Raw genomic sequence first — 6,333 nt, 5'->3', positions numbered from 1 at the left:
CGCGAGGCTCAGCGAATCAAGAAGCTCCGGCCTTCAGGCCGGAGAGTGATCACAAGAAAACGCCGGCCTTTCCCTGCGCAGAGCGGGAGAAGCGGCCGGCGCCTCTTGGCTCGATCATCCGTACGGGGCGGCTCTGGAGCATCGGAGCCGCCGCGCACGGAGAGGGAGACGGGAAGATCAGTACTTGTCGAAGTATTCCTGGACCTTCTTCCAGTCGGAGGTCTGCGTGAGCGAGAGCTGCAGCAGCACGCGGGCCTTCTGCGGGTTCAGGGACTGACCGGCGACCCAGTGCATCTTCTGGTCGTCCACTTCGGCGTCCTTGGTGGCGGAGCCCGTCGGGACGCGCGAGGTGCGGACCACGACGACGCCGTCCTTGGCGGCCTGCTCGAGGACCGGCCAGATCGCCTTGTGGATGTTGCCGTTGCCGACGCCGGCGCTCACGATGCCCTTGTAGCCGGCCTTGACTAGCGCTTCGGCCTGTTCACCGCCCACGCCCGCATGGTTGTAGACGATGCCGACCTTCGGGAGCTCGTTGAGCTTGGTGACGTCGAAGGGCGCCGGGAGCTGGGCGCGCAGGCCGACGGCCTCATAGGTCACCTTATCGTTGAAGATCCAGCCCACCTTGCCGAAGTTCATCGCTTGAAAGGTTTCGGGCTGCGTGGTGTTCGACTTGTAGACGTCGCGCGCGCCGATCACGACGTTGTCCATCGCGACGACGACGCCCTGCTCGGCGGTCTTCGGATCAGCGGCGGTGATCACGGCCTGGTAGAGGTTGCGCGGACCGTCGGCGGAGAGGCCCGTCGAGGGCAACATGGCGCCCACGAGCACGACGGGCTTCTTGCAGCGGTTGGTGAGCTGCAGGAAGTACGCGGTCTCCTCCATCGTGTCGGTGCCGTGCGTGATCACGAAGCCGTCGTACTTGCCGCAGTCGCTCGCGAGCGTCTTGGCGAGCTTGAGCCAGACTTCGTCGGTCATGTCCTGCGAGCCGATCTGGGCGACCTGGATCGGGGTGACGTTGGCGATGTTCGCAAGCTGCGGCACGGCGGCGACGAGGTGGTTCACCGAGACCTGGCCGGACTTGTAGGCCGAACCCGTCGCGGACTGGCCCGCACCGGCGATCGTGCCGCCCGTCGCCAGAACGGCGATGTTCGGCAGCGCCATGGCGCACGACGAGGCCGCGGCGATGGCAAGGGCAACGAGCGAATGCTTGAGCTGCATGTGAATGCTCCTTTCTCTTCTCTGTGGTGGTGTTTCCGGAGGTCGATGCGCCTCCGGTTTGTCTGAGCAGTGCGTGACCGCGGGTGCAGCGGCCGGAGAGCGGCGCTTCATGCGCCGCGGGCGCGGCAAGGAAAGGGACGCCGCAGTGTCCCCGATCCGCCTGCTTGAGGGCAATATAGACGCCGGGAGTGGAGCTCCCGGACGATTTGTCTCCTTTCCTTGACGGCGCTTCAAAGTCGTGCTCAACATACGGGCATCTACTGATGCACGGCGGGCGCGCCCTCCGGCAGTCCGCGCTCGTCCTCAGCGCACGGAGGCGCTTCATGAAGGCGTCACAGACACCCGCCTAAAATCGCCTCCGCTTCAATTCCGCCGTCCACTGCGCTCCCCATGTCCGAAACGCCCGCCATCCTCTTTCACCCGCAGCCCGACGAAACCGGCGCGCCCGTGCCGGTCTTCCGGCCGACGCCCGCAACGGCGCCCGGGACCTGGCTCGACCCGCAGGCGCGGGCGACCTATTCGGTGACGGAGCGCGCACGCCTTCCCGAGAGCCTCAACGGCGTCGCCTTCACGCACGAGTCCCTCGGGACGGACGACTGGGCGCGGTTCATGCGGCTCTACCGGGACTTCCCGGAACCTCCGGAGCCCGAGAGCCCCAAGCGCCGCACGAGCGGCGTCGTGATGGTGGAGCCCGACCACCGCATCTGGATCGTGCACCCGACCAATCAGTTCGGCGACGTCGAGGCGACCTTCCCGAAGGGGCGGCTTGAACCGGGCCTCACGCTCCTCGTCAACGCCCTGAAGGAGTGCTGGGAGGAGAGCGGGCTCGTCGCCCAACCCCTCGCCTACCTCTGCGACGTCGAACGCACGAAGACCGTCACGCGCTACTACCTCGCGCGGCGCACCGCGGGCTCGCCCGCCGACGTGGGCTGGGAGAGCCAGGCGGTGACGCTCGTTCCGGCCCACGGACTCCTCGAGCTCCTCAACCGCCCGAACGACCGCAGGATTCTCCCCTTCCTCGCCGAGGCCCTCAACGCCGCCAATCAGCCGCACGGGTCCGGAAAACCGCACAAATCCCGTTGATTTCGCCCGAATCCGCGCGATTTGTCGACAAATCCACGACTCTTGCGCAAAGGAGATAGGGTGAATGCCTTATGGACTTTGCCACCACCCGGATAAAGGCCGCGCGGGCGGGCGGGAGCGCGCCAAAACCCGTTCCGGGGCGTTGATAATGATGGGCGGCCCGACACTCCGGGCGTTCTCGACAAAGAATTTAAGTACGAACGGGAAATCACAAGTCATGTCTCAAACGATTCTGCAAAGCGTTCCGGTTGGTGAGAAGGTTGGCATCGCCTTCTCGGGCGGTCTCGACACGAGCTGCGCTCTTCGCTGGATGAAGACCAAGGGGGCGCTCCCCTACGCCTACACGGCCAATCTGGCGCAGCCCGACGAGTCGGACTACGAAGCGATTCCCCGCCGCGCGATGGAGTACGGCGCCGAGAAGGCGCGCCTCGTCGACTGCCGCGCGCAGCTCGTGAACGAAGGCATCGCCGCCATTCAGTCGGGCGCCTTCCACATCTCCACGGGCGGCCAGCTCTACTTCAACACCACGCCGCTCGGGCGCGCCGTGACGGGCACGATGCTCGTGGCCGCCATGCGCGAGGACGGCGTCAACATCTGGGGCGACGGCTCGACCTACAAGGGCAACGACATCGAGCGCTTCTACCGCTACGGTCTGCTCGCCAATCCGAACCTCAAGATCTACAAGCCTTGGCTCGACGTGACGTTCATCCGCGAGCTCGGCGGCCGCGCCGAAATGTCCGCCTTCCTGCAGAAGGAAGGGTTCAACTACCGCATGTCCGCCGAGAAGGCCTATTCGACCGACTCGAACATGCTCGGCGCCACGCATGAGGCGAAGGACCTCGAGCACCTCGAGACGAGCATGAAGATCGTCGACCCGATCATGGGCGTTCCCTTCTGGCGCGCCGACTGCAAGATCGAGCCCGAAGTGGTCAAGGTCGCCTTCAAGGAAGGCGTGCCGGTCGCGTTGAACGGCGAGAAGTTCTCCGACCCGGTCGCCCTCATGATGGAGGCGAACCGCATCGGCGGCCGTCACGGCCTCGGCATGTCCGACCAGATCGAAAACCGCATCATCGAGGCGAAGAGCCGCGGCATCTACGAAGCCCCGGGTATGGCGCTCCTCTTCATCGCCTACGAACGCCTCGTCACCGGCATCCACAACGAGGACACGATCGAGCAGTACCGCACGAACGGCATCCGCCTCGGCCGCTACCTCTACCAGGGCCGTTGGTTCGACAGCCAGGCGATCATGCTGCGCGAAACCGCCATGCGCTGGGTCGCCTCGGCGATCACGGGCGAGGTCACGCTCGAGCTGCGCCGCGGCAACGACTACACGATCCTCAACACCGTGAGCCCGAACCTCACCTACGAACCCACGCGCCTCACGATGGAGAAGGGCGACTCGATGTTCACGGCCGAGGACCGCATCGGCCAGCTCACGATGCGCAACCTCGACATCGTCGACACCCGCGCGAAGCTCGGCATCTACGCCAAGGAAGGCCTGCTCTCGGGCAGCGACATGACGCCGCTGCTCGCCCCCGAAGCCAAGTGAGAATCGTTCTTTTTCAGTGGAAACAATAAGTTACGATGAAAATTCGCCGACTTTGATCCGCTGATCTAGAATGCGTTCCTGAAAAACCGCCTGAGACGCACCTCAAAGGGTGCCGCTCGGGCGGTTTTGTTATGGGCGCAGCAATCGGGAATTCGTTCTCATTTCGAGGCCCTTCTTCCGTTCGCAGGGAGACGTTTTATCTCCTTTCTCTTTGGGAGGGATCGTTCATGACTCGGATCGAGAAGCAGGCAGCCGCGGGCGGCGCGGTGCTCGAGGACCCGCAGGAATTCTTCACTCACGGCGAGGGCGACAGCCCCCGCACGCATGCGGCACCCCGCACGAGGGCGTCCGTTCTCGGATTCGCCGTTCTTCTGACGCTCGGCTTCTCCGCGATTGAGCTCGCGGGCGGCTGGTGGGCGAACTCCCTCGCCCTCATCGGCGACGCGGGCCACATGCTCACCGACTCGATGAGCCTCTTCTTCGCGCTCATCGCCAACCGCATCGCGATGAAGGGCGCCGACGAGGCGCACAGCTTCGGGCACGGCCGCGTCGAGGTGGTCGCGGCCTTCGTCAACGGCCTCGTGATGCTCGGCGTCGTGCTCTGGCTCTTCGTTGAAGCCTTCGAGCGCATCCGCGAGCCCGCGGCCGTCTCGGGCTTCAACGTGATGGCGATCGCCCTCACGGGCCTCGTGATCAACGTCGCCGTCGCCTGGTCGCTCTCGCGCGACCGCAAAAACGTCAACACCCGTGCGGCGCTCCTGCACGTCATGGGAGACCTCATGGGGTCGGTGGCGGCTATCGTCGCGGGCGGCGTGATCTGGCTCGGGGGCCCGGCGATCGTGGATCCGCTGCTTTCGATGTTCGTCGGCGCCTTGCTGCTTCACGCGACCTGGACCATCCTGCGCGACTCGATCCGCATCCTGCTCGACGGGACGCCGGAGAACACGGACTACGACGCCGTGGGCGAATACATCCGCTCGGTGCCGGACGTCGAGGAGGTCCACGACCTCCACGTCTGGACCATCGCACCCGGTGAAAACGCCCTGCAGTGCCACGTGCGCATCTCGAGCTGGTGCCGCTGGCCCGTGATCCTTCACGAGATCCGCGAGGGCGTGAAGGGGCGCTTCGCGATCGAGCACATCACGGTGCAGCCCGAATGGAAGTCGATAGACCCGTGCTGGGAGGTGCGGCGCGCGGACGCTCCGGCGCCCTGCCTCGCCGGGACGAAGGGCGGAGCTCGGCAAGTTTGAATCGACCCGTGCTCCGGGCGCGGGTTATTCCTCTCCTCGGGAGCATGGGGAGGCGCAGGAGCGAATGAGATAATGTTCGGCGCTTCAAAATACGAACGATCCGCGCCCTCGATTTTCCGAATGCTCCCAAAGTTTCTGCCTCTCATCTTCGCCCTTTGGGCGGCGGCGGCCCTCCCGGCCGCGGCCGCGCCGGGCGGCCTCTCCGTGCTTTCCTCAGCCTCGGCGGCGCCGCTTTTGCTCGGCGAATCGCACCGGATCCACTCCGGGCTCCTCGCCGAGGAGCGCGAATACTGGATGCGCATCCCGACGGCGTTTGCGGGCGAAACGCCCCCGGAGAGCGTCACGGTGGTCTACGTGCTCGACGGCGAAAAGCTCTTCGCGTCGACGGCGGCCTTCGCGTCCTTTCTCGAGGGCTCGCGCCTCTCTTCGTTGGGACCCACCGTCGTGGTGGGCGTCGTGAGCGGCGACCGCACGCAGGACTTCACGCCGACGGCCTCGAACGCCCGGCGCGACGGCACCGTCGACGAAAACGCGAAGGAGGTCGGGGGCGGCGCCGAGTCCTTCTACCACTTCCTCACGACGGAGCTGCGCGCGTCGGTCGAATCGCACCTGCCGCAGAACACCCGCGTCGCGCGCCGCGTGCTCATCGGCCACTCCTATGCGGGGCTCTTCACGCTGAACGTGCTCCTCTGGCACCCGAACGCCTTCGACGGCTACGCCGCGATCGACCCGAGCCTCTGGTGGGACCGCGGCGTCGTGGTGGCCCGCGCCGTCAGGGCGGGCGCCCGCACGGTCGAGAAGCCCGCGCCGGAGCTCTACGTCGCCTTCGCCGCGCAGACGCGGCCCGAAACCAGCTACCACCTCGCGCGCGCCGACGACCTGCGCGCCAAGGCTTTTCCCGTTCTGAACGAGCAGGGCGTGCGCACCTCGATCCGCTTCTTCCACGAGGAGGTGCACGGCTCGATCGCCCTTCCGGGGATCTTCGACGCCCTGAAGAAGCTCTTCCCCGCGAAGCCCGAGGCGGGCTCCGCGCTCCATCCGGCGTCGGAGTAGAAGCCCGCGCCGCGAAAGACTTCGGAAAACTAAGGGAAAGATCTTAAAATGTCGGACTGAGTGCGTTCTCAAGCGGGCGGCTCGCCGCCCCGGGCGGCGCAGTTCCGACATCAGCGGCGGCGCGCTCCGGTCGAACGGCGCTCCGGCCCCGCTTATAATCCCGGCTTCGTTTTTAATCCC

5 protein-coding genes are annotated in these 6,333 nt (G+C 66.0%); 4 read left to right on the top strand and 1 reads right to left on the bottom strand.

From position 1 onward, the window contains the following. Positions 1–177: 177 nt before the first annotated feature. A complete protein-coding gene (ansB, locus tag ACT6Y9_RS07690; RefSeq protein WP_443744101.1) occupies positions 178–1,218 on the bottom strand; it encodes an L-asparaginase 2 in 1,041 nt (346 codons plus the stop codon). Between the two features lie 390 nt (positions 1,219–1,608). Here ansB and ACT6Y9_RS07685 point away from each other — a divergent pair, with 390 nt between their 5' ends. The 4 genes from ACT6Y9_RS07685 to ACT6Y9_RS07670 all read left to right on the top strand — a co-directional run bounded on the left by ACT6Y9_RS07685 (position 1,609) and on the right by ACT6Y9_RS07670 (position 6,153). Continuing rightward, entirely contained in the window at positions 1,609–2,301 is a 693-nt protein-coding gene (locus ACT6Y9_RS07685) for an NUDIX hydrolase (RefSeq protein WP_443744100.1), read from the top strand. A 217-nt stretch (positions 2,302–2,518) separates the two neighbouring features. Further along, on the top strand, positions 2,519–3,850 hold the full coding sequence (gene argG, locus ACT6Y9_RS07680) for an argininosuccinate synthase (protein ID WP_295479830.1): 1,332 nt from the start codon (positions 2,519–2,521) through the stop codon (positions 3,848–3,850). A gap of 227 nt (positions 3,851–4,077) precedes the next feature. Next, entirely contained in the window at positions 4,078–5,100 is a 1,023-nt protein-coding gene (locus ACT6Y9_RS07675; RefSeq protein ID WP_443744099.1) for a cation diffusion facilitator family transporter, read from the top strand. Between the two features lie 120 nt (positions 5,101–5,220). Continuing rightward, positions 5,221–6,153, top strand: a complete 933-nt coding sequence (locus ACT6Y9_RS07670; RefSeq protein WP_443744098.1) for an alpha/beta hydrolase — start codon at positions 5,221–5,223, stop codon at positions 6,151–6,153. The last annotated feature ends 180 nt before the right edge of the window (positions 6,154–6,333 follow it).

It is taken from the genome of Sutterella sp., from assembly GCF_052272535.1.
Taxonomy (GTDB): domain Bacteria; phylum Pseudomonadota; class Gammaproteobacteria; order Burkholderiales; family Burkholderiaceae_F; genus Sutterella.
Note: the sequence above shows the minus strand (reverse complement) of the source record. Positions and strands in the feature narration are given on the sequence as shown.

Excerpts from the sequence above, each read along its gene's own strand:
- ACT6Y9_RS07685 (WP_443744100.1), top strand. The coding sequence starts at position 1,609 with ATGTCCGAAACGCCCGCCATCCTCTTTCACCCGCAGCCCGACGAAACC.
- ACT6Y9_RS07670 (WP_443744098.1), top strand. The coding sequence starts at position 5,221 with ATGCTCCCAAAGTTTCTGCCTCTCATCTTCGCCCTTTGGGCGGCGGCG.
- ACT6Y9_RS07675 (WP_443744099.1), top strand. The coding sequence starts at position 4,078 with ATGACTCGGATCGAGAAGCAGGCAGCCGCGGGCGGCGCGGTGCTCGAG.
- argG (WP_295479830.1), top strand. The coding sequence starts at position 2,519 with ATGTCTCAAACGATTCTGCAAAGCGTTCCGGTTGGTGAGAAGGTTGGC.
- ansB (WP_443744101.1), bottom strand. The coding sequence starts at position 1,218 with ATGCAGCTCAAGCATTCGCTCGTTGCCCTTGCCATCGCCGCGGCCTCG.